At 55.2% G+C, this 22,138-nt stretch carries 24 protein-coding genes; 19 read left to right on the top strand and 5 right to left on the bottom strand.

The features are described from left to right. Positions 1–369: 369 nt before the first annotated feature. The 9 genes from R6V78_RS18380 (at position 370) to R6V78_RS18340 (ending at position 7,535) form a co-directional block, all read left to right on the top strand. A complete protein-coding gene (locus R6V78_RS18380) occupies positions 370–1,446 on the top strand; it encodes a 3-deoxy-7-phosphoheptulonate synthase (protein WP_410290843.1) in 1,077 nt (358 codons plus the stop codon). A gap of 58 nt (positions 1,447–1,504) precedes the next feature. Then, on the top strand, positions 1,505–1,927 hold the full coding sequence (locus tag R6V78_RS18375; protein WP_410290842.1) for a hypothetical protein: 423 nt from the start codon (positions 1,505–1,507) through the stop codon (positions 1,925–1,927). Between the two features lie 179 nt (positions 1,928–2,106). Then, positions 2,107–2,763 (top strand): OmpA family protein, encoded by a 657-nt coding sequence (locus tag R6V78_RS18370; protein WP_410290841.1) that lies wholly within the window; start codon positions 2,107–2,109, stop codon positions 2,761–2,763. 249 nt (positions 2,764–3,012) lie between these two features. After that, a complete protein-coding gene (locus R6V78_RS18365) occupies positions 3,013–3,585 on the top strand; it encodes an RNA polymerase sigma factor (RefSeq protein WP_410290840.1) in 573 nt (190 codons plus the stop codon). Beyond that, positions 3,582–4,082, top strand: a complete 501-nt coding sequence (locus R6V78_RS18360; RefSeq protein WP_410290839.1) for a zf-HC2 domain-containing protein — start codon at positions 3,582–3,584, stop codon at positions 4,080–4,082. The genes R6V78_RS18365 and R6V78_RS18360 overlap by 4 nt, the downstream gene beginning before the upstream one ends. Beyond that, complete coding sequence (locus R6V78_RS18355; RefSeq protein WP_410290838.1) at positions 4,072–4,527, top strand: hypothetical protein; 456 nt, start codon at positions 4,072–4,074, stop codon at positions 4,525–4,527. Before R6V78_RS18360 ends, R6V78_RS18355 begins: the two co-directional genes overlap by 11 nt. Positions 4,528–4,639: 112 nt before the next feature. Then, positions 4,640–4,828 (top strand): hypothetical protein, encoded by a 189-nt coding sequence (locus tag R6V78_RS18350; RefSeq protein ID WP_410290836.1) that lies wholly within the window; start codon positions 4,640–4,642, stop codon positions 4,826–4,828. A 209-nt stretch (positions 4,829–5,037) separates the two neighbouring features. Next, on the top strand, positions 5,038–5,322 hold the full coding sequence (locus R6V78_RS18345; RefSeq protein WP_410290835.1) for an HU family DNA-binding protein: 285 nt from the start codon (positions 5,038–5,040) through the stop codon (positions 5,320–5,322). A gap of 797 nt (positions 5,323–6,119) precedes the next feature. Next, positions 6,120–7,535, top strand: coding sequence for a DEAD/DEAH box helicase (locus R6V78_RS18340; RefSeq protein WP_410290834.1), 1,416 nt, complete (start codon positions 6,120–6,122; stop codon positions 7,533–7,535). 53 nt (positions 7,536–7,588) lie between these two features. Here R6V78_RS18340 and R6V78_RS18335 read toward each other — a convergent pair whose 3' ends face one another. Beyond that, positions 7,589–8,167 (bottom strand): peptidylprolyl isomerase, encoded by a 579-nt coding sequence (locus R6V78_RS18335; protein WP_410290833.1) that lies wholly within the window; start codon positions 8,165–8,167, stop codon positions 7,589–7,591. Positions 8,168–8,195: 28 nt separating this feature from the next. Next, on the bottom strand, positions 8,196–9,134 hold the full coding sequence (locus tag R6V78_RS18330) for a radical SAM protein (protein ID WP_410290832.1): 939 nt from the start codon (positions 9,132–9,134) through the stop codon (positions 8,196–8,198). 372 nt (positions 9,135–9,506) lie between these two features. Between R6V78_RS18330 and R6V78_RS18325 the strand changes: the two genes are divergently transcribed. Together R6V78_RS18325 and R6V78_RS18320 are read left to right on the top strand one after the other, a co-directional pair. Then, complete coding sequence (locus R6V78_RS18325; RefSeq protein WP_410290831.1) at positions 9,507–10,409, top strand: ABC transporter ATP-binding protein; 903 nt, start codon at positions 9,507–9,509, stop codon at positions 10,407–10,409. Between the two features lie 10 nt (positions 10,410–10,419). Then, on the top strand, positions 10,420–11,472 hold the full coding sequence (locus tag R6V78_RS18320; RefSeq protein ID WP_410290830.1) for an ABC transporter permease: 1,053 nt from the start codon (positions 10,420–10,422) through the stop codon (positions 11,470–11,472). A gap of 49 nt (positions 11,473–11,521) precedes the next feature. Here R6V78_RS18320 and R6V78_RS18315 read toward each other — a convergent pair whose 3' ends face one another. Both R6V78_RS18315 and R6V78_RS18310 read right to left on the bottom strand, forming a co-directional pair. Next, entirely contained in the window at positions 11,522–12,895 is a 1,374-nt protein-coding gene (locus tag R6V78_RS18315) for a PFL family protein (RefSeq protein ID WP_410290829.1), read from the bottom strand. A gap of 11 nt (positions 12,896–12,906) precedes the next feature. Then, positions 12,907–13,461 carry a glycine cleavage system protein R gene (locus tag R6V78_RS18310; protein WP_410290828.1) on the bottom strand — a complete coding sequence of 185 codons (555 nt, stop codon included), beginning with the start codon at positions 13,459–13,461 and terminating at the stop codon, positions 12,907–12,909. Between the two features lie 267 nt (positions 13,462–13,728). Here R6V78_RS18310 and R6V78_RS18305 point away from each other — a divergent pair, with 267 nt between their 5' ends. The 8 genes from R6V78_RS18305 to R6V78_RS18270 all read left to right on the top strand — a co-directional run bounded on the left by R6V78_RS18305 (position 13,729) and on the right by R6V78_RS18270 (position 21,544). Further along, a complete protein-coding gene (locus R6V78_RS18305) occupies positions 13,729–14,535 on the top strand; it encodes a hypothetical protein (RefSeq protein WP_410290827.1) in 807 nt (268 codons plus the stop codon). Between the two features lie 3 nt (positions 14,536–14,538). After that, the gene (locus R6V78_RS18300) at positions 14,539–15,846 is read left to right on the top strand and encodes a CBS domain-containing protein (RefSeq protein ID WP_410290826.1); all 1,308 of its coding nucleotides are present in this window, start codon (positions 14,539–14,541) and stop codon (positions 15,844–15,846) included. 107 nt (positions 15,847–15,953) lie between these two features. Then, entirely contained in the window at positions 15,954–17,174 is a 1,221-nt protein-coding gene (locus tag R6V78_RS18295; protein WP_410290825.1) for an NAD(P)-binding protein, read from the top strand. A gap of 5 nt (positions 17,175–17,179) precedes the next feature. Beyond that, a complete protein-coding gene (locus tag R6V78_RS18290) occupies positions 17,180–18,787 on the top strand; it encodes a hydrogenase iron-sulfur subunit (RefSeq protein WP_410290824.1) in 1,608 nt (535 codons plus the stop codon). Positions 18,788–18,847: 60 nt separating this feature from the next. Continuing rightward, positions 18,848–19,552 carry a 4Fe-4S dicluster domain-containing protein gene (locus R6V78_RS18285; RefSeq protein WP_410290823.1) on the top strand — a complete coding sequence of 235 codons (705 nt, stop codon included), beginning with the start codon at positions 18,848–18,850 and terminating at the stop codon, positions 19,550–19,552. A 12-nt stretch (positions 19,553–19,564) separates the two neighbouring features. After that, positions 19,565–20,077: a heterodisulfide reductase-related iron-sulfur binding cluster gene (locus R6V78_RS18280; RefSeq protein WP_410290850.1), complete on the top strand. Its 513-nt coding sequence runs from the start codon at positions 19,565–19,567 to the stop codon at positions 20,075–20,077. A 53-nt stretch (positions 20,078–20,130) separates the two neighbouring features. Next, entirely contained in the window at positions 20,131–20,916 is a 786-nt protein-coding gene (gene nadE / locus R6V78_RS18275) for an NAD(+) synthase (RefSeq protein ID WP_410290822.1), read from the top strand. Positions 20,917–21,034: 118 nt separating this feature from the next. Next, entirely contained in the window at positions 21,035–21,544 is a 510-nt protein-coding gene (locus tag R6V78_RS18270; protein WP_410290821.1) for a hypothetical protein, read from the top strand. A gap of 44 nt (positions 21,545–21,588) precedes the next feature. Here R6V78_RS18270 and R6V78_RS18265 read toward each other — a convergent pair whose 3' ends face one another. Beyond that, entirely contained in the window at positions 21,589–22,089 is a 501-nt protein-coding gene (locus tag R6V78_RS18265) for a PocR ligand-binding domain-containing protein (protein ID WP_410290820.1), read from the bottom strand. Positions 22,090–22,138: the final 49 nt, after the last annotated feature.

Below are 22,138 nucleotides of genomic sequence, written 5' to 3'. Positions count from 1 at the left end.
TTTTGACACAAAGGTGTTCATGCAGCGTCAATAAATTGACACAATGCGGCGTTTCCAGATCAAAGGGAATAGAAAACCCTGATGAATTCCATCATATATTTATTATTAAAAAAACGGCACGGGATATGCTTATTTAACTGGCGAAGGTTCAACACTCCTCCTTCCTCCTTCTCTTCGACAAGGCCTCAATGGTGAGGCCTTGTCTTTTTTTGTTTCGTCATGGTAACTTGCCCATGATATCACGCTGCCCGACAATTGCGTTCCCCGTTTGATTGTGGTAGCGGGAGGACCGTCAACAACCGAAGGCCCAATTGATAACCATTTCAGGCATGCTTGCCTTTTTTTGCGCGGCGCGAAACGAAATAAATAATGGAAAAGACCTACGATTTAAATGTCCTCAAGCGAACCACCATTATCACTCCGGATCAGCTTCGGGAGGAGTTCCCGATGACTGAAACAGCAACCCGAACGGTTCTGGACAGTCGAAAGGAAATCAAAGATATCCTCGATGGCACCGACAGGCGGCTGCTGATCATCACCGGGCCGTGTTCCATTATCAGCCAGCGGCAGGCCTTAAAATACGGAGAGCTGTTGGCCCGACTGCAAGACAAGGTGCATAAAACCATCAAACTGGTCATGCGGGTCTATTTTGAAAAACCGAGAACCAGCGTGGGATACAAAGGCCTCATTTCCGATCCTCATCTCGATAAAAAAACCTTTGATATCGACGAAGGGTTGAGAAAGGCCAGAAAAATACTGATGGGCCTGAATGAGATGGGGGTGGCGGCCGGAACGGAAATCCTGAGCCAAACGGCAGCCGAACGCCTGTCCGGTTTGATCTCATGGGCCTGCATCGGCGCCCGAACCACCGAATCCCAAAATCACCGCGAATGGGCCAGCGCCTTTTCAATGCCGGTGGGTTTCAAAAACGGGACCGATGGAAATCTGGATACAGCCATCAATGCGCTGCTGGCAGCCTCCACCCCTCAGGTTTTTGTGGGCAATGATCCTTACGGGGTCACCTCACGGGTTTTTTCAAGAGGCAATCGATATTGCCACATCGTTTTACGGGGTGGCAAACGACCCAACTACGACCCGGTCAGTGTCAGCGAGGCATGTGACATGTTGTCCAGGCATCCCTCCCTGCTGCAATCCGTCATTGTGGACTGCTCCCATAAAAATTCCGGTACGGATTACCGCAGGCAAGGCGAGGTCTTCAATCACGTCCTGATTCAGCGCGTCGGCCATACCAATGGCATTCACATCATACCCAATACAGCTATCTGCGGAATGATGCTGGAAAGCAATGTGGAAGCGGGCAGGCAGCCCTTCGTTTACGGTGAAACCCGAAAAGAAAGCCTCAACCCATTTATTTCCATCACGGATGCGTGCATCGGCTGGGAAGAGACGCAAACAATCATTTTGAGCGCCCATCGACAGTTATAAATGAACTTTTCCCAGCCTCCGGTGTCTAAGGTTTCAAACAACGCAAAGGAGGCTGAAAATGAAAATATCACTGCGATCGATCACGACCTTTGGGGTGGCCTTAACTTTTTGTCTGATCTCAACTTCGGTCTGGGCCGGCTCGAAACAACAGCATCGGTGGGAAGGCGTGGCCATTGGCGTGGGTGCTGCGATCATTGGCGGTTCCCTTATCAACCACAGCGCATACGCCTATCATGGGGGGCCGCCGGTGGCGTTTGCATTCAACTTCCAAAAATACCACCGCTACTCCGATAGGCATCACGATTACTGGAAACGGCACGATGGCCGACACCATCACCCAGGGAGTTCCCATGACCGGGGATACCGCTATCCGGGTCATCGCCAGCATCGGGATGCCCACGGCAGCTGGAAATCATATGACTCGGGGCATAAGGGAGGTCAGAAAAGCCACAACCGCGGTCATGGCGGTTGGAAACGCTGAAAGGCGGTTGTTCAGGTTCCATGGGAGGTTCGAATCAGGTAAGGCAACCCGGGGCATCGATCGCGTGGATTCCCCGGGTTGGTCATTAAAATAACTTAGACATTCAAGGCTCAGTGAATTATATTCGCACCTGCCAAGACTAATGAACCTTTTTTTGGACGAAGGAGGATAGCGCTAAAATGAAGAAATTGATCCTGATCGGCATGATCGGCATGTTTGCCCTGAGCGGTTGTGCCGCACCCCAGACTAAAACCGGTAAAGGATCTGCCTATGGTGCAGCCGGAGGCGCAGTGGCCGGTGCCATATTGGGTCAGGCCATTGGCCGCGATACCGAAGGGACGCTCATCGGTGCAGCGGCCGGTGCTGCCGTTGGTGCCGCCGCCGGTGCCGGCGTCGGCCAGATGATGGACAGGCAGGAGGCTGAAATGCGCGATGCCCTGGCAGCTTCCGACGCGGCAGCAGTCAGGCGGGAAGGAGAACTGCTGGCCATTACCCTGAAAGGCGACGTCAGCTTCGACAGGGATTCAGATGTGGTCCGGCCCGGCCTCTACAATGAATTGGACCGCATCGCCCAGATCATGATCAAATACCCCCAGACTTCGATCCTGGTGGAAGGCCATACGGACAGCACCGGTTCTGAGATCTACAATCAACAGCTTTCCGAACGTCGCGCCACCAGCGTCAAGGATATGTTGGCCCAGCGCGGCGTGCAGGCCTACCGGATCAATACCATCGGTTACGGAGAGAGCCGTCCGGTGGTCACCAACGCCACACCGGAAGGCCGTCAGATGAACCGCAGGGTTGAAATCCGCATCAATCCCAACGCCCAGGGATGATGCGGTGGCTGCCAAGAATCAAAAAGACCGAAGCAGGACGGAATGTTTCCGCCTGCTTCGGCAAGGCGGCCTTTAAAACGAAACCCATACGTCGAAAGCACAATTGGATCCGATCGGCCGGATACAACCACACCTCCTGTCATGCGCCGGCTGCGCCTCTCGGAGTGACAGCGGTCCTGCCGCCCTAAAACCCAAAAAATATTGAACCTTTTCTTCTAAGCGGTGTCTAAAACCATACAAAATAGAATTGTGCATGACGAGGAGCTGATCTTACGCCTGCAGCGCGGTGATGAATGGGCGTTTCAGTTGCTGGTTCGCCGGTTCCGTAAAAAGATCTTTTCCATCGCCTTCGGGATTACCCTCGACGCCGAAGAGAGCCAGGACATTATGCAGGAAGTTTTCCTGCAGGTCTATCGGAGCATTGGTAATTTCAGGGGCGATGCATCGCTGCCTACCTGGTTGCATCGCATCACCGTGAATCAATGCCTCAACTGGAAACGGCGCTGGGCCCGGCGATTCAAATGGCTGCACCTCTCGGCCGACAGCAGTGACGATCGATCGGCCGCAGAGCCGGCAAGTGTTCTACCCACGCCGGAGATGCAGATGGTGAACGTGCAAACCGGAGTACAAGTCGACCGTGCCCTGAAACTGCTGCCGGAGCAGGCCCGCACGGTTTTCGTGCTCAAGGAACTGGAAGGACTCTCCTACGAAGAGATAGCCGCTGCCACCGGAGTCAAGCTGGGAACCGTGAGATCCCGATTGTTCCATGCACGCAGGCGGCTCAAAGAGATCCTTGAACCCCTGGTGGAGGAGCAGAAATGAACGATCCCCATTCAAGCGCATGCGATGAAATCCTGCTTGGTCGATATCTAGACGGAGATTTGGTCGGTGCTGAAAAGGAGCAAATAGAGGCCCATCTTGGAATGTGCCGGCAATGCCGCAGGCACGTGGCCGCCATGGACGCTTTTTCCCGTAATTTCAGAGATCGGGTACAGCAGGTCACCGAATCGGTGGATTATGTGACCCTTGAAAAACAGGTCCTCAACAAAGCCCTGCGGCAGTATCGTTCGCAAAGTGGCTTTTGGGGGTTTATCCCTGCGTTGAAATACACCCTCCCGGCTGCTGTGACTTTGGGAATGCTGATTTTTTTCGCCTATTCCCATTATATGGTTGACCCGCGTCCAGCACCAAGTGCGATCATTAATTCTTTTACAGGTTCCATCTCTTCTGTTATGATTTTTGAGACGCCTGAAAGGCGTGAAACCATCCTGTGGTACCAAGAAGACCAGACCCTGGAAAGTGAACCCGATGCGGTCTAGACCTTACTGCCTGCTGCTGCTCGTGCTGTTGATGGCCGCCTGGACGGTGATTCCCGAATCACTGATGGCCAAAGAAAACTGTCGAATCCGTGTGGATACCATCCTGGCCGGACGGGATGACGCCGTGGTTGATCCGCAATTGTCACGTCACATCGGCGAATTGCAGGCCATGTTCAACTACACCTCCTACCGTCTGCTCAGCACGGAAAACCTCAACCTGAATATGGGTCAATCGGGACTGGTGTCCCTTCCCGGGGATCGTCGATTGAAGATCACGCCCCATAAAATCCGCGGCGGCAGGGCTGACATCAGCTTGAAGATGATAAAGCAAAATCGGACCGTTTTTGAAACCCAGATACAACTTCTCAACCGGGGAAGCCTGTTTGTCGGCGGCCCCAACTTTCAAAACGGCAATCTCATCTTTAAAATCTCCAGTACCTACTAAACCGGTTGAACGCGTTGGCAAAGTCGGTGTCTAACGGGTTTCCACCTTAAAATAAAACCGCAGCGGACTGGGGCACAACACCGGGATCGATACGGAAAGGAGGTATACCGATATGCAACCTTTTGAAATCAAGAAACAGGACGGAAATTTAGAAGTTGTGGCCAAAATTACGGACAGCCTGGTTCAAGAATATGGATGCCGCGTTAAATACAATAAGGAGAGCGGCCAGGTCGAACTTGTCGGCGAGGACTACTGCAAGGATATCGTCACGGATGTGGTCAAAGACATGAAGCGCGACTGATCCGCCGGCCTGCCGGGTGCGCCTGCGCATATTCAACCGCAGGCGCACCCGGCAGGCCGCATGGCCGCGTTGTTGCTGCATGCGCGCAACCCCCCGGAATCCCACCCCACCCGAACCATCTACACACCTGGCAAATCAAGCACCCGTTGACAATGCGACGATAAACTTTTACGATGCTGATATAATTCGCGATACCAAAGGGGGTGCATATGAACAAGGGGGATTTGATCGACGCGTTGAAACGAAAAAACGGTTTTACCCGGGAGAAGGCGGAGCAGGTGATCGATCTGTTTTTTGGAGAAATGGCCCACGCGCTTGTCCATGGCGACCGGGTTGAGATCAGGGGATTTGGCAGTATCTTTGTAAAGGCCTATGGTTCTTACCGCGGTCGCAATCCAAAGACGGGTGAATCCGTGACCGTCAAGGCCAAACGGCTGCCTTTTTTCAGATGCGGCAAGGAACTGAAAGAGCGGGTGGATAGGTTCAACAACTGATCGCCTCCTCTCCGGGCAGGTTCTATTGCTGCAGCCTGGTCAACGAAAAAGTACCTCATCCACCATGCATCTTTTGCGGGCTGACCCAAAAATTGAAAAAGGGGGCGTTGATTCCGAGGCTGCAGCGCAAGACAGGACCGCTGCGGATACGGGCGATGCAATTGTATGTCGCCAGTGTCTGCACGTGATTACCTCTCCCGCCGAACGACGTTTCATTAACGGCGCACACACGCACACCTTTGCCAATCCTGAAGGCATCGTTTTTGAAATTGCCTGTTACCGGGATGCCTGGGGTTGCGGTTACCTGGGGCGCGCATCATCTGAATTTACTTGGTTTGCCGGATACTTGTGGCGCATCGCTGTTTGTGGCAGATGTCAGATTCATCTCGGATGGCGCTTCTCTTCAACCGACGGCCGCTTATTTCACGGACTGATCCGAAATCGGCTCATTGGCAGGGATGCCTGAAGCATGCTGAAATCAATTTATGCTTTTGACACCTGCAAGCCGTTATTCTATATTTCGGCGACATCCATTGACAATGGCGCTGCTTCCCGGCGCGTGAACTTGATTTCGTCAACAGGAGTTTGAACCCACTTATGCCCATCCTCAAAGCAATCCCGATCCTTTTGGCCGCATTATTACTTGGCAACTGGTTCCTTTCCGAAGTCAGAAAAGCGAAAGCGGCCGGGAAAAGCTGGTATGCGCCCTACCTTACGATTCCGGGAATCTTGATCATGATCGCATTTTTGATTCCCGTCTACCTTCGATTTTTTCTTTAAACCGCTGAGAGCCCGCTTTGTGCCCTGAAAAAATCGAAAGTGGTGAACTGCAAATCACCATCGATCGTTCCCTTAAACTGAATCATGCCCCGGCCGCACTGCTGGAGATCCTGGCGGAGCGGTTTCAGATGGTCAACCCCAAATGGCTGGAGAATGAGCGCATGGGGCGCTGGAACCGGGGGACAAAAAAGATTCTGCGATTTTACCGGCGGCTTGGAAAAACCGGCATGGTGATCCCCCGCGGATATGCGCGTCAACTGATATTATTGCTTAAACGCGAAAATATTGCCTACAGCATGAATGATCAGCGGCGGGTGCTGCCCGCCGTGGATTTTACATTCAACGGGTCGCTTAAACCCTTTCAATCCGCGGCCGTGCTGGAAATTAAAAAAAAGGATTTCGGCACATTGAGCGCACCTACGGGAAGCGGCAAAACCGTTATGGGCCTTTATCTGATCGCCCAGCGGTGCCAACCGACCGTTGTCGTCGTGCACACCAAGGATCTGGCCTTTCAATGGATCCAGCGCATCGGGCAGTTTTTAGGGATACCCGCCGACCAGGTGGGATTGATCGGTGCCGGCAGCAGGAGAATCGGTGACCGGATTACCGTGGCGCTGGTGCAAACGCTTTATCGGTGCAGTGATCAAGTCGCTCCCTGCACCGGGCACATTGTGGTGGATGAATGCCACCGGACCCCCAGCCGGACCTTTACCGATGCGGTCACTGCCTTCGACTGCCGATATATGCTGGGCCTTTCCGCCACTCCGTGGCGGCGGGACAACCTTTCCAAGCTCATCTTCTGGCATCTGGGGGATGTCCACCATGAGGTGGATAAGGTCCAGCTCGAGCAAAAAGGCTACATTCTAAAGGCCGACGTGGTGCTTCGACCGACTGTGTTCGAGCCCTATTTCGACCCGGTCAGCGATTACTCCCGCATGCTGTCCGAATTGACCGCCGATGATGCGCGCAACCGGCTCATCGCATCGGATGTGAACAAAGAAGTGCGTACCGGCAAGGGGGTCTGCCTGGTGCTGTCAGACCGCAAAAAACACTGTGAAACACTTCAGGGGATCCTGCGCTATAAGTTTAACGTTCATGCGGAACTGCTTACCGGCGATCTCAATGATGAAATGCGGAAAGCAGTCTTGGATCGTCTCAACCAGGGGCAGGTCAAGGTTCTGATCGCCACCGGTCAGTTGATTGGTGAGGGCTTTGACTGTCCGGATCTGTCAACATTGTTCATGGCAACCCCGATCCGGTTCAGCGGGCGGGTGATGCAGTATCTCGGGCGAATACTGAGACCTGCACAGGGAAAAGCCCGGGCACGCGTGTATGATTATGTTGACGAGCGGGTCACGCCCCTGGTGGCTGCGGCGAAGGCCCGTCAACGGGTATACGCCAATGGCGCAGCCGAGATCGTTCACAACGAATGAAACCAGCGTGCACCACGGCTAAAATAGGCCCATGCGGTGATCAAACACACGCCTTATTCAGGCCTAACCACCACCGCCTGCTTGATCAACACGGGTGCATCCGGCACATCCTGCATTCCTGAACGGGATGTGGTGGGTACCTTTTCAATTGCCTGTACCACGTCAATTCCTTCCACCACCTTGCCGAATACGCAATATCCCCATCCCTGGGACGTCTTGCCCCGGTGATCCAGAAAACCGTTGTCTTTCACATTGATGAAAAACTGGGCGCTGGCCGAATGTGGATCCTGCGTGCGGGCCATGGCGATGGTGCCGTTTCGGTTGGACAGCCCATTGTCGGCTTCGTTGGGAACGGGCGGTCTTGTGGGCTTGCGATTCATGCTCGCTTCCAACCCGCCTCCTTGAATCATGAACCCGGCGATTACCCGGTGGAAAATGGTCCCATCGTAAAAGCCGTCCTTGACGTAGGTCAGAAAATTTTCCACGGTTTTGGGCGCGGCCGCCCTGTCCAGTTCCACCACGATATCCCCCTGGCTGGTGGTCAATTTCACCCGGGGCAGGGGATCGGCGGCAAGGGACAGCGCCGTGCTCATCCACAGGGCCAGAATCATCATCGCTAAGCATCTTTTCATATCAACCTCTACTGAAATGGTTAACGTGTCAGCACCATTGAAATACCCGTCGGGGCTTGTCCAGACGGGTGATGCCTGCAAGCTGTGCTTCCTTTACGGCCTGATCGTATTCCGCCGCCGGGAGGGCGGCGGCCAGCGCTGCGACCTCTCGGGCCCGCCCGCAGGGTCGATATTGTGACATGACATTGACATAGGTATTCCGGGACATGGAACAGGCTATAAATTCCATGACGCTTTTCGTCCCCGCCAAACCGCCTGGCAGCACCAGATGGCGCACCAGAACGCCTTTGAAGGCCAGGCCGCTGGCTTTGTCGATGCACAAGTCTCCTGTCTGGCGGTGCATCTCGAGCAGCGCGTGCTTTGCCGCCTCAGGATAATCGGGGGCATTGCAGGTGTCCCGGGCGACTTGGGGATCCCAGAATTTGAAGTCCGGCATGTAGATGTCCACGATGCCGTCCAGCAGCTGCAAGGTTTCCACACGATCATATCCGCCGCAATTATACACCAGCGGTACGGTCAATCCCCGTCGGGCCGCCAGATAAACGGCCATGAGAATCTGGGGCACCACATGACTGGGCGTAACGAAGTTGATATTGTGACATCCGGCTTGTTGAAGGTCCAGCATGATTTGAGCCAACTGGTCATCATCCACTTTGCGGCCTTCGCCCAGATGGCTGATCTCGTAGTTCTGACAGAAATTGCACCCCAGGCTGCAGTGGCTGAAAAAGATCGTTCCCGATCCGTTGCGGCCCACCAGAGGCGCCTCTTCGCCAAAATGGGCATGATACGAGGCCACCACGGCCCGGCGGCCCGTGTTGCAGATACCGGTAACCCCGGCAGTTCGGTCCACACCGCATCGGCGGGGGCATAAGGTGCAGTTTTGCATGGCGATGACAGCCTGTTTTGCCCGGCGTTCGAGGGTTCCGCTTTTCAAAGCCTTCAGATATCCGGGGGCAGGAAGCGACATCATTGCCTCTTTCCATCAGCAGGAGTTGGAAACGACTGCACCAAGCAAACTATTTATCGGCATTGGCCATGTCCCATCCTTCGATAATCATATAACCGGCGGAACCGGCAAATACCAGCACCACTGTCAACAGGATGGAGATCGTCAGATGAACGCGTCGTTCCATGGACCTTCGAATTTTCACACGGCTATTCTGCCGGGCGGGTACCGTTGTCAGAATCGGTCAAGACGGTTTGTTCGGGTCGATCCGGCTTGATTTGATTTTACTTTGCGACTATAAAAAAAGCGTCGTGCAGTGTCAACGGACAAAGACCTGCAACTCCTTTTTTTCAATACGATTCTGTCAAATTGGTCAGGGACAGGAACTGGAACATGAACGCGCCGAATAGCGTCGACCCGCTCATCGAAGTGATCGACATCCAAAAGCATTACCAGCGGCTTCGCGCCGTGGATGGTGTCAGCATCTCCATCGGGAGGGGAAGCTGTTTCGGCCTGCTGGGACCCAATGGTGCCGGAAAAACCACCCTTGTCGAGATTATCGAAGACATCATCGACCCCACCGGCGGAACTGTTTTGTATAAAGGTGCCAGCAGGTCGGCGCAGTTCCGGCAGGAAGTTGGTATCATGTTTCAGCAGACTGCCCTGCTTTCGTTTTTAACCGTGGCCGAAACCCTAAAAACCTTCAGCCGATTGTACGACAACACCGAAACCGTCAGCCACTTGATTCACCTATGCCACCTCGGGGATGTTAAGGATCAGCTCAACGATAAAATATCCGGTGGACAGAAACAGCGGCTGCTGTTGGCCCTGGCCCTGTTAAACCGGCCTGAATTGGTGTTTCTGGACGAACCCTCCACCGGTCTGGACCCCCAGGCCCGACGGAATTTGTGGGACATCATCAAAACGGTCAAATCCCAGGGCCGCACCATCGTGCTCACCACGCACTATATGGAGGAGGCGGAAAAACTCTGCGATGACATCGCCATCATGGACAAAGGTAAAGTCATTGCCCGCGGTGAACCCCAGGAGTTGATTCAAGCCCATTGCAAACAGGCGACCCTGTCGATACCCAAAGATCAGTTTCCTGAAAAACCAGACGCTTTGCAGGGATTCATCAATGCGCGTGGAGACCGGATCCAGATTCGAACGGAAAACGTCAATGCGGTTGTCGGGCAGCTTTTATCAATGGGGGTGGATATGCATGGCGTCAACGTGAAAACACCCACCTTGGAGGATGTTTTTCTAAAACTGACCGGGCGAAGCCTGCGGGAATGATCTGGTAACCATGCGATTCAAGCGATTGTGGGCAATTTTCAATGCCAGAAACCGTGAATTTTTCAGGGATCGTGCTGCCTTTGGCTGGAACTTCCTTTTCCCTTTTCTGGTCATTCTCGGTTTTAGCGTCATCTTCAAAGGCGATTACCGATCTCAGTTCAAGGTGGGGGTGTTCCCGATTCCCCCCGGTGTTTCGGTTGGCCAAGCGATTAAAAAACTTCCGTATGCCTTTGCCACATTCAAGGCCATCGCCTTCGTCGGATTCGAAACCCGGATGCAGGGGATGGACAAACTCACGTACCACAAGATCGATCTGCTGGTGGAATCGGGAACCGACCCCGTGCGCTACTGGGTCAGTGAATCCTCCCCGTCGGGCGCCATCGTGGAAAAACTGCTGCAGGGGGCCCTTGCACCGGCGGATGCCGCCCAACGGCTCGAAAAAAAAGATGTCAAGGGCGTTCAGGTTCGCTACATCGACTGGTTGTTTCCCGGGGTGCTGGGAATGAACATGATGTTCAGCGCACTATACGGGGTGGGTTGGGTGGTGGTGCGCTACCGCAAAAACGGAGTCCTGAAACGGCTTAAGGCGACGCCGTTGACCGCCTTTGAATATCTTGCCGCCCAACTGCTGTCACGCATTTTTCTGCTCATGTTCACCCTGGTGATCGTCTGGGTGGGTTGTGATTGGATTATGGAATTCAAGGTCTACGGCAGCTTGTTGAACCTTTTTCTGGTTTTTCTGGCAGGCAGCACATGCATGACCTCTCTGGGCCTGATTATCGCTTCGCGCGGAACCAGCGAAGAGTTTACCAATGGCCTTCTCAATTTTATCTCTTGGCCGATGATGTTTCTTTCCGAGGTGTGGTTTTCCATCGAGGGGTCACCGGCATGGCTCCAGGCGTCGGCGAAAGTTTTCCCCTTGACCCATCTGCTGCAGGCGGCCCGCAAAGTGATGAACGAGGGTGCCGGACTATTGGCCGTGATGCCGGAGATAACCATCCTTTGCGCCATGACCCTGGTCTTTTTGCTGGTCGGTGCGGCGTTGTTTTCCTGGAACAAATAAAAGCGAACCAAGGGATAGAGGCAGCCGCAATCCCAACATGGTTGATCCCTCAATTAACCAAACTGTGAATCGGCGATGGTATCAGTCCGCCGCGCCGCAAGAAACGGTTTTCACCGGTGGCGTTGTTGACCGGCATGATCACGGATTCACCTAGCAGACCGCCGAAAAAGGCGTGGTCACCGGCTTTTTTACCGGGCACGGGTATCAGGCGCGTGGCCGTGGTTTTCTTGTTGATCACGCCGATGGCCATTTCATCGGCGATGATAGCCGCCAGGGTCTCTTCACTGGTGTCGCCGGGTATGGCCACCATATCCAGGCCCACACTGCACACACACGTCATGGCTTCGAGCTTTTCGATGGACAGATGGCCCAGGGCGGCTGCCTGGGAGATGTTAAGGTCTTCGCTGACGGGGATAAAAGCGCCGCTCAAGCCACCGACCTTGGAGCTGGCAAAGGCGCCGCCCTTTTTCACCGCATCGTTCAACAGGGCCAGGGCCACCGTGCTGCCGGGCACACCGATATGGGCCAGACCCAGGCTCTGAAAAATTTCTCCCACACTGTCGCCCACGTTGGGCGTGGGGGCCAGGGAAAGATCCACTACACCGAATTTGATGCCCAAATGCTGGGCCACTTCACGGCCGATGAGCTCACCGATGCGGGTGACCTTATAGGCGGTATGTTTGATGATCTCGCTGATCTGCCCCAGGTTGAGGTCCGGGTTGGATCCCACCGCCCGGTCGATGGCTTTTTTCACCACGCCGGGACCGCTGACCCCCACGTTGATGACCGCATCGGCCTCACCGATGCCCAGGTAGGCGCCGGCCATAAACGGAATATCCTGGGGAATATTGGCAAACACGCACAGCTTGGCGCAGGCCAGTCCGTCCCGATCGGCAGTAAGACGGGCGGCCTCTTTGATGGTTTTGCCCATGAGCAGCACCGCATCGATGTTAATTCCTGCCCGGGTGGTGGCCACATTGACCGATGCGCACACCCGCTGGGTTTCGGTCAGCGCCGCGGGTATGGCCTCGATCAGCGCCCGATCGCCCCGGGCGATGCCTTTTTCGACCAGGGCGGAAAACCCGCCGATGAAATCTACACGGGCGGCACTGGCCGCTTCGTTCAGCGTCCTGGCCACACGCAGCATCTGCTGGGCATTGAAAGGTGCACCGGCCACGGCAATGGGGCTAACCGAAATGCGCTTGTTGACCACCGGGATCCCATACTTGTCGCCCACCTCGTCGCACACGTGGACCAGATTTTTGGCGGCACCGGTGATGCGGGCGTAAATATTTTCAGTGAAACGGCCGATGTCATCGCTGGCGCAATCCAGCAGATTGAGCCCCAAGGTGACCGTGCGAACATCCAGGTTTTCGTTTTTGAGCATCTCCACAACGGAGAGAATTTCTCGTTCACTGAACATGGAAACCGTCCTTATACGCGATTGATCGCTTCAAAAATCAGTTTGTGCTGGATGGAAATATCCAGGGACATTGCCAGGGCCTTCTCCCTCAAATCCCGTCTAAGGACCTGGTGGTTGGCGTCGGTGGGGATATCCACCTCGTAGATCATGATGTTGGCGTTGGGGTCGTCACCACCCTTGAAAACGGCCTGCAGGTTGGTCACATTCACCCGATGGGCGGCCAGGATGGCGGTGATGCCCGCCACCAGCCCTTTACGATCCGGGCCCTTGGTAACCACCACGAAAGGTTCGCTGGCAAGGCTGGTCTGGGGGGCATCGGCAACCGAAAGCCGCTTTTCATACACATGCAGTCCCATGGGGCTGAGCCCGTCGTCCAGATACCGGTGCAAGTCTTGTTCGGACAAGGTTTTGGGGACACTGACAATAAAAATACCGGAGAATTCATTTTGAAGGATGGTCTGGCTGACGTTTTCGATGTTGCAGTCCTGTTCGAACAGAATGCGGGTGACGGCGGCAATGATCCCGGGCCGGTCGCAGCCCAGGACCGAAATGATCATTTTTTTCATGTGATGCGCTCCAAAAGGGGTTGCAGGTAGCAATGAAGCATCCTTATGGAACAATTGGGGGTGCCTGTCAATACAGGCGAAACCAACCCATAGAGGGGGTAGATCCGAAAAAAGATTGTGTACAAAAGCACCGCTGTGGTAAGTTGCCAGTTCAATTTATCCACACAACCCGTCGATTCTGCCGTCTGTGGCGGCCAGCGGTAAAGCAACTAACTGACCACCCGCACCCCTGACGATGGCGGTGGACAAATTGCAAGGAACCCAAGTGTGAAAACGACGCGCATCAGCAATCTGATCCAGGAAAACAAGACCCTGTTCATGATCATCATCGTCGGTCTTTTTTTGCTGGAACTCGAGATTTTTGCGCTGGCCGCCATGAAATCAGGGCGAAAATCGTGGCTGCAGGTTATCGATGTCAACGGTAATGTCATTCATGAGACCAGCGGCAAAAACCTGAGCGAATTCAACAAATACTATTTTGAAAAAACCTTCGGTCCCTTTGAGAATTACCAGGTGCGGTTGCAGACCCGGGAGAGCCCGTTCCCGTTTCGGGCCTGGTTCGTGGCGGCTGTCTGCATTCCGGTAGGCGCCATGCTGCTTTTCGGCTTCGTGGTCAAGGCGTACCTGGCCATTTTCCACGCCAGCGAGCTGCAGGGGGACCCCTCCAGGTCCGCCTGCGAGCCGGGGTATGAATCCCGCCTCGAATCGATCCTGTACCGCGTCAGCCGGATGAATATTTTTATCATCGGGTTTCTGATCTTTGTAGGGGTAATCGCCTACTGGATCATCCCCAACATGATTACCCATCTCGGTCGCACGGGAATTGAAGCCGTCATCCGATTCAAATGGGTCTTCATCTGCCTGGGGGTGGCTGTGGCGGGCATGGGGGTCTGGATTGTCTACCTTCGCTACCTGCTGGCCAAAAAGAGCATCGAGAGCCGCACGGAGATTGAAAAGCACCGCCTGGCGCTCGAATACAGGGCCCAGCAGGTGCTGCCGTTGCAACTGAACGCACCTTCAGCGGATATCGATGACCGAGCTTCCCTGGACCGGGGTCATAACCCAAACAGTTGATCCATGACACAAATCATCACCACTCACAAAAACAGCGATTTTGATGCCTTTGCCTCCCTGGTTGCCGCAACGCTGATCTACCCCGGAGCCATCGCCGCCATTCCCAAAACCGTAAATGCCAATGTGCGGGCCTTCATGTCTATCCACAAGGATGTCTTCGATTATGTGGATCGCTGGGATATCGAAACCGGCAAGATCACCCGCCTGATCGTGGTGGACACGTCAGACTGGTCCAGGCTGGGCCCCATCGCCAAGCTGAAACAGCGTGGGGACCTGGAAATCCTTGTGTGGGATCACCATACCGGGGGCGATATTGATGCGACCTGGAAATGTCAGGAAACTGTCGGGGCCACCATTACGCTGATGGTGCGTGAGCTGAAAGCCATGCGCAAGCTGATCACCCCCATCCAGGCCACGCTGTTTTTGGCCGGTTTGTACGAAGATACCGGCAACTTGAGCTTCTCGTCGTGTACGGCCGAAGACGCTTATGCCGCCGGTTGGCTGTTGGATCACAAGGCGGACCTCACCCTGGTGAACAAATTCCTTCGGCCCGCTTATGGGGAAAAACAGAAAGATGTGCTCTTCGAGATGCTCAGAAATACCAACCGGATGAAAATAAACGGATATTCAGTTAGTATCAGTCGAATCGACATCAACGGGCACGTGGGCAACCTAGCCCTGGTGGTGCGCATGTACCGGGACATTGTCAACGTCGATGCAGCTTTCGGCCTGTTCGTGAACCGGGAGAAAAACGGCAGCCGCAAATGCATGGTCATCGGCCGCAGCGATAACCAGGGATTGGATGTGGGCACCCTCATGAAGAGCATGGGCGGGGGCGGCCACCCCGGTGCCGGCAGCGCCATGCTCAAGGGCGTCAATCCCGAAGCTGCCGAACAGATGATCATCGATCTTATCGAAGGCAACCAGCAGTCGTCCGTTCGGATCAGCGACCTCATGTCCTTCCCCGTTTTTTCGGTCGCGTCGGATACATCCATGCAAGCCGTGGCCAAGATTCTTCGCCAGCGTGGCTGCACCGGATTGCCGGTGGTGGATGATGGCCAGCTGATGGGTGTCATTTCCCGGCGGGACTTTAAAAAGATTCGCAGGCAGGATCAGCTCAAGTCTCCGGTCAAGGCCTTCATGAGTGCCGAGGTGGTTACCATTGATCCGGGGAAGAGTCCTGTTCAGGCCGCCCGGCAAATGGTGCGCCACGACATCGGTCGGCTCCCGGTGGTGGAAGATGGCAGGATTATTGGAATTATCACCCGCTCCGATGCCATGAGGTATTTTTACGACCTGCTGCCGGATTGATGGGCAGCATCATGGCCGCAGCGACCTGGCTCAGGATATAGTCAGTTTGCATTGCTTTACACCTTTGCGGATGGTGGAGGGAAGCGTTGAACGCGGATTGTCATCAGGTGGCTGTTATTGGTGCCGGTGTGGCCGGGTTGACGGCTGCAGGCCTGCTGGCCGGCTGGGGGGTGGAGGTGTCGCTTTTCGAAAAATCACCCTTTCTCGGCGGTCACGCGATCCAACTTGGCTGCAAAGCCACTGATTCCTGCGTCAAATGCGGGGCCTGTGTAGCCGAAGACCAACTGATGGGCGTGGTCCGCAATCCCAAGGTCAGCATCCATGCCGGTACGCAGATTGAAGCGATTTCCGGGCAAGGCCCCTATCAAATCAGCTTTTGTTCCCATTCGCCGCTGGTGCATGCCGACCGGTGCAATGGGTGCGGGATATGTTTTCAAAAGTGCCCGGTTCCGGGCGCCATTCTCCAGGGTCAGGCCCCGCGGGTCGGTCCCTATGTGGCCATCCGGCAGGATCTTTGCCGGTTTTTCGATGATGGTGCCTGCAGCCTGTGCCGGGAGACCTGCCCGCAGGGGGCAATCCATTTGTCCGCCGGGACCCGGTCGGGTCAGATCCATGTGGATGCCATCCTGGTGGCAACCGGTTTTGCGCCTTACATTCCCAGCCACAAACCCTATGGCTATGGGCTGTTTCAAAATGTCATTACCAGCTTGGATGCGGAACGGCTGTTGCGCGAAAAGACGCTCATGAAGCGGCCATCAGATGGTCGCCTGGCGGGTCGGATTGCCTTTATTCAATGCGTTGGGAGCCGGGATGCCCGCCAGGGCCATCCCGGGTGTTCGAAAATATGCTGCGGTTCTTCCCTTAGAATGGCGCGTCTGATTCAATCCCGCCAGAACGATGCACAGATTGCTTTTTTCTATATCGACGTGCAGAATTTCGGGAAAGATTTTCAGTGTTTTTACGCAAACGCCCGCACAAGCATCGAGATGATCAGGGCCATTCCCGGAGATATTATCAGAACCGAAAAAGATGAACTGGAAGTGATCTATTTCGATCCGGAAACCAAGGTGTCCAAAGAGGCTTTTTTTGACGTGGTGATATTGTCCGTGGGTCTGCTTCCATCCGGAGACAATAAGCGCGTGGCCCGGATGCTCAATTTGCCCTTGAATGACAGCGGATTCATCTCCCCGTCCGGCGATGACCGCCGCCCATCTCCGGCTGGGATCTACACGGCCGGCGCAGCTACGGGACCCATGAGCATTGCCGAAAGCGTTAGCAGTGCCGAGAGAACGGTTTTTCAAATCATCGGCTATTTAGGCCTGAGATGACTGAAATGAATCAATCCATCCCCAGCGACCGGTGGGAGAAAACGTCGCCGCCCGTTGAAGTCATGATCTTCGGCAGGGACGCATGCGCACGGAAAATCGCCGCCAATCTTGCCGATTGCGGTATCGATACATGCCTGGTGACAAAGGATGCGTTGCCTGGGCCAACGGACAATCCCGATACGATGCGGTGGCTGACCGGCACGGAATTGACCCGTTGCCGTGGATTTGCCGGCAACTTTGAACTGCAGCTGAAACATGAACATGCCCTGCTGCATAAAAAAGTGCCTGCCATCATCGTGGCGGAGGATGACACACGTTGGCCAAATTATGCGTCATACGGGCTGACACCCGGTTCACGGGTAATGGCCCTTTCCGTATTGGAAGAAAAGCTGGACCATGCTTTTGCGGAGGAACTGTTTAAACCCGGCGTCAATATCGTGTTTCTCTGCGGTTGGCAGGTCGACAGCCATCCGTCGATCACCCGGCGTATGCTGGACAGCTGTCTTCGAATGCAGCATCGAACCGGCATTCGCACTTATTTTATGACTGGAAACCTCAAGGTGGCCGCTGCCGGGGTCGAGGATATGGTCACAACGGCCAAACGCTCCGGGACCCTTTTTTTTAAATTCACGCGCGCCTATCCAACCATTCAGTCCATGGCAGACGGCCGTTTTGCCATTGCCTATAAAGATGATCTGACCCGCGGCACTTTTGAACTCGAGGCCGATTGGCTCATCGTCGATGAAGACGTGCAACCGAATTCCAGCCTGGATGCCCTGGCGCACAAACTTGGGATCCATCGGGACGGCCTTGGTTTTGCACAGGGGGACAATGTCCGCCGCTTGAGCAACGCCACCAACCGTTCCGGCGTCTTTGTGGCCGGCGGATCCCGTGGTATTCTGTCCGCAGACGAACAGATGGCGGATGCCGATCAGGTCAGCTTGAAGGTGTTGGCTTTCCTGCATGATCTGGATGCGCAGGCGCTGCCGGTGGTGACCATTCAACGCGGCCGCTGCGCGCGTTGTCTGACCTGCTTCCGGCTCTGCCCCCATGTGGCCATTGACATCGGTTCCCACATATCGGTTGTGGCAAACGCCTGCCAGGGCTGCGGAATCTGCATGGCGGGCTGCCCGGCAAGGGCCATCGAAATGGAAGGGGTGCAGATCGACGCCGAAATAGAACGGCGAATGCAGCCATCGGGGTCACCGGCAACTGCCTCGGACACGGTTTCGCCAATCCTGGTTTTAGGCTGCGCGCGTTCGGCGGGTCGGGCACTGGCATTGACTCGTCTGATGGGTCATGCACTGCCTGTCGGGGTGCAGTTTGTCGAGGTGCCCTGCGGCGGCTCGGTTGCCGGCGGTCACATCCTGGCTGGTTTTGAAGCCGGAGCAGCAGGGGTGATGCTCTGCACCTGCCACACCGACAACTGCCAATCGGAAACCGGCAACCAGGTTGCCCGCAAGCGTGCGGATTCGGTTCGTAATCTGTTGACGGCGGCAGGGTTGGAGCAGGACCGGGTGCGTATCACCTCGGTAGCGGCCAATATGGGCAACGAATTCGCTTTCGTGATCAATGAATTTGTCAATCAAATCAGGGTGGTTAATGGTGCTTGACGGGTATCAGACCCGCTCCTGCCTTCAACCGGGTGGACAACCCACCGAGGGGAAAACAAAATGGCCAAGAATCGGTCGACTCGCCTGGAAGATTTGAATCCGGACTGCTGTGATGCCTGGCCCCATGAACAGGATGTCTGTCTGACGTGTGCCATGTGCGCCAGTGTCTGCCCCGCAGCCGGGGTCGACGACTATGATCCACGCAAAATGGTGCGCATGGTGTCGCTGGGCATGGTGGATCAGGTGGTTCAATCCCGCTGGCCCTGGATCTGCACCATGTGCGGCAAGTGCGAGCAGGTCTGTCCCATGGGAATCGATATCTCCGGCATCACGCGGCGCATCCGCTCGCTGCGTGAAGGCAAACAGGTGCCGGGTATTTTATACAAAGGCCTCACCGCCGCTTTAGAAACCGGCAACAATCTTTCCCTCCCCAAACAGGATTTTATCTTCATCCTGGAAGACGTCGCCGAAGAGATTAACGCGGAACCGGGCTTCGAAGGGTTTACCGTGCCCATCGACAAGCGGGGCGCCCGATTGCTTACCACCATTCACAACAAGCTGGTTAACACCCACACTGAAGATCTCAAACCCTGGTGGAAAATTTTTCATGCCGCCGGAGAAGACTGGACGGTGGCGTCGGACAACTGGGAGGGCACCAGCTGGGGCTATTTTACCGGCGATGACGAAGCCGTCAAAATTATGGCCGGCCGTATTGTGGAGAACATGCGCCGTCTGAAAGCCAATACGCTGCTCTGGCCTGAATGAGGGCATGCCTATCTGGCGACCAGGTACGGTCTGCAGACATGGTTTCCCGAAGCGCTGGAGGAATTCAATACGGTTACGGTTTTCGACCTGCTGATCGGGTATATCCGCAGCGGGCGCATCCGCCTGGACAGGCAGCGGTTCAAGGGTCGTGCTACCTATCATGATCCATGCAATTACGGCCGGCGGGCCCAGAAAAAATTCGGGCATGGTTTTTTCCAAGAGCCTCGCTGGATCATGGACCAATGCCTCGAGGATTGGGTCGATATGCATCCCAACCGGTTGTATCAGACCTGTTGCGGCGGCGGCGGCGGCGCGCTGACCACGGGATACAGTGATGAACGGATTTTTTACGGCCGCCGCAAGATGGAACAGGTCCGTGCAACCGGGGCAACCATGCTGGTGCTTCCCTGCCACAGCTGTCACGGGCAGATAAACAGCATCAAAGCAGCCTATGGCATGAAAGACCTGAGCGTGAAATATCTATGGGAGCTGGTGGCCGATACGTTGGTGATCCATGCGCATTGATATCCGCTTAACCTGCCGTATGGCGGACCAATTTTTCTATGAAGGGAGCGACCTTGCAAACCCGGCCTGTCATCGAACACATTGTCAAATGGCTCACCCGGTATCTTGAACAATCGGCCATGAAGGGTTTTGTGATCGGCGTTTCCGGCGGCATTGATTCGGCAGTCACTTCAACGCTGTGCGCCGCGAGTCGTTTTCCGGTCAAAGCGCTGAACATGCCGATACACCAGGCGTCCGATCAAATCGGCCGCGCCGCCAAACACATTCAATGGCTGCAGGTTCGCTATGCCAATGTCGAAGGGGTTACGGTCAACCTGACACCGGTATTCGAATCGCTGAAAGGTGTGCTTCCCGCTCCCATTCAGGATGATTTGAGCATGGCCAACAGCCGAAGCCGGCTGCGCATGCTCAGCCTCTACGCCTTTGCCACCCATCACCGCATGCTCGTCGTCGGGACCGGAAACAAGGTCGAGGATTTTGGCGTCGGGTTTTACACCAAATACGGTGACGGCGGAGTAGACCTGTCGCCCATTGCCGACCTGATGAAATCGGAGGTCTACGCGCTGGCGAAAGCGATGGGCATTCTCGATGAAATTATCCAGGCGCCGCCCACGGACGGTTTGTGGAGCGACAATCGCTCCGATGAAAGCCAGATCGGGGCCACTTACGATGAACTGGAATGGGCCATGGCATTCGAGGCCGCCCAGGGCGATGAACAGGCGCTTGACCACAGGCAGCAAAAGGTGCTGGCCATCTTCAGGAAATTCAATCGTATCAATCGGCACAAGATGCGGCCGATTCCCATCTGCACCATTCCGGCCCGAATCAGGCTGCCATAGCACTGGCCCGGGCACCCGAGACAACGGGCAGGCTGTCTGACCTCAGACGGTGGGCGCGTAGCCCGGAACGGGGCAGCGTTTTTGCAGCTGGATGAATTGCAACCTACAGGAGGAGCCCATGAAGCTGGAATCGGCCATCGTATCCGCATTGGAATTTGAAAACCGAATCAGAGACCTGTACATCGAAGCGGGGACCCGCACCGGGGACGCCGCCGCAAAAAAGATATTCCAGGCCCTGGCGAACGACGAGCAGCGGCACGTGGATTACCTGGAAAGCCGACTCGACGAGTGGCAGCGGCTGGGAGTGGTGACCGCTGCGGTGCTGGATTCAATTATCCCCGACAAAACGGCCATTCGCAGGGAAGCAGCCGCCCTGAAATCGAAAATCAGCGCGGATACCCGTGGCCTGAAGCAGCAGATGCTCTCTCGGGCGCTGGAGATGGAGATCGAAACCAGCCGGTTCTACAGGGAACTGGTCGATCAGGTGTCGTCTGAGCACCGGGCCATGTTTTCGCGCTTGCTTGAAATTGAGGACAACCACGTCGAGGCAGTTCAGTTCGAGCTGGACCACCTGAGTCAAACCGGTTTCTGGTTTGGGTTCGAAGAGTTCGATATGGAGAGTGTCTGATCGGCCAGGCGGGGATCGCAGGCAACTCAGAGAAACAAGGTCAATCAGGCCTCTGCCACCACAGCATCAATTTTTTCCCAGATGAACTGGGCCACATCCTCGGCTGAATTCGTCTCGATGACGGCAATGTCCTCGCACAGCTGCTCAATTTTTTCTTCGTCGATTTCCGTCATTTTGTTAACCAGGAAGGTGTCGACCTCACCGCCCGCGGGAAGCATTCCACAGGCACCAATGGCTCCGATGAAATCGCCGTCCACGAAAATGGGGACCACAATTTTCATCAGGCCGGCGTCGCACGCCTCGATTACCGGTTTTTTCTGATCCCTGGCCTGGTTGGCCAGATTCATGTGGGCCACGGCACAAATAAAACTCTGGCCTTTATCAGTGGCCTTGATGGCCGGACACAGGCGGTTGACCCACACCTTGTTGTCGGTAATCCGGATTCCGTCGGTGTTGAAGACATTGGACTCCAGCCCTGAACGCGCATGGATTTCGTTTTCCAGTTCAGCCCATTTTTCCAGGGGTAAAAGATCGGTCAGTTCCACAGTCACACTCCTTGGTTGACTTAAACGGCATATGCATTACGTGTACATC

Source organism: Desulfosarcina sp., assembly GCF_046496365.1.
In the GTDB taxonomy this organism is placed as follows: domain Bacteria; phylum Desulfobacterota; class Desulfobacteria; order Desulfobacterales; family Desulfosarcinaceae; genus Desulfosarcina.
This window is presented reverse-complemented; position numbering and strand designations above follow the sequence as displayed.